This is a genomic window from Intestinirhabdus alba (assembly GCF_009711095.1).
Classification (GTDB): Bacteria; Pseudomonadota; Gammaproteobacteria; order Enterobacterales; family Enterobacteriaceae; genus Intestinirhabdus; species Intestinirhabdus alba.
On record NZ_WMJZ01000164.1, the window covers coordinates 1 to 346 of the forward strand.

At 63.9% G+C, this 346-nt stretch carries 1 protein-coding gene; it reads left to right on the forward strand.

Annotated elements, in window-relative coordinates:
- Positions 1–346, forward strand: a 346-nt coding sequence (locus GJV78_RS23255; protein ID WP_167519729.1) for a hypothetical protein, incomplete at both ends; no start/stop codon positions are given.

Consider the following 346-nt stretch of genomic DNA (forward strand, 5'->3'; position numbering starts at 1 on the left):
AGCGTGGAGACCCTGAGCGGGACAACGTTCAGCGCGACCGGAACGGCGGGAGAATATGCGGTGACGCTGCCGCTGACGAAGGTGGGCGTACACACGCTGACGGCGTCGGCCAGAAATAGAGGCCTTGACGCGACGGACAGCGTCACGGTGAATCCTCGTGCCGGGCGCGACAGCGTGAAGGGCGTCACCCTGGAGGCGAGCAAAAGTTCCCTGAAGGTGGGTGACAGCACGGTGCTGAAGGTGACGCTGACGGATGAATACGGCAACGGCGTGACCGGAGTGGCCGGCAGCGATATCGCCATAAACGGCGCGCTGACAGGCCAGGATGTCTCTTCGCTGAGCTGGA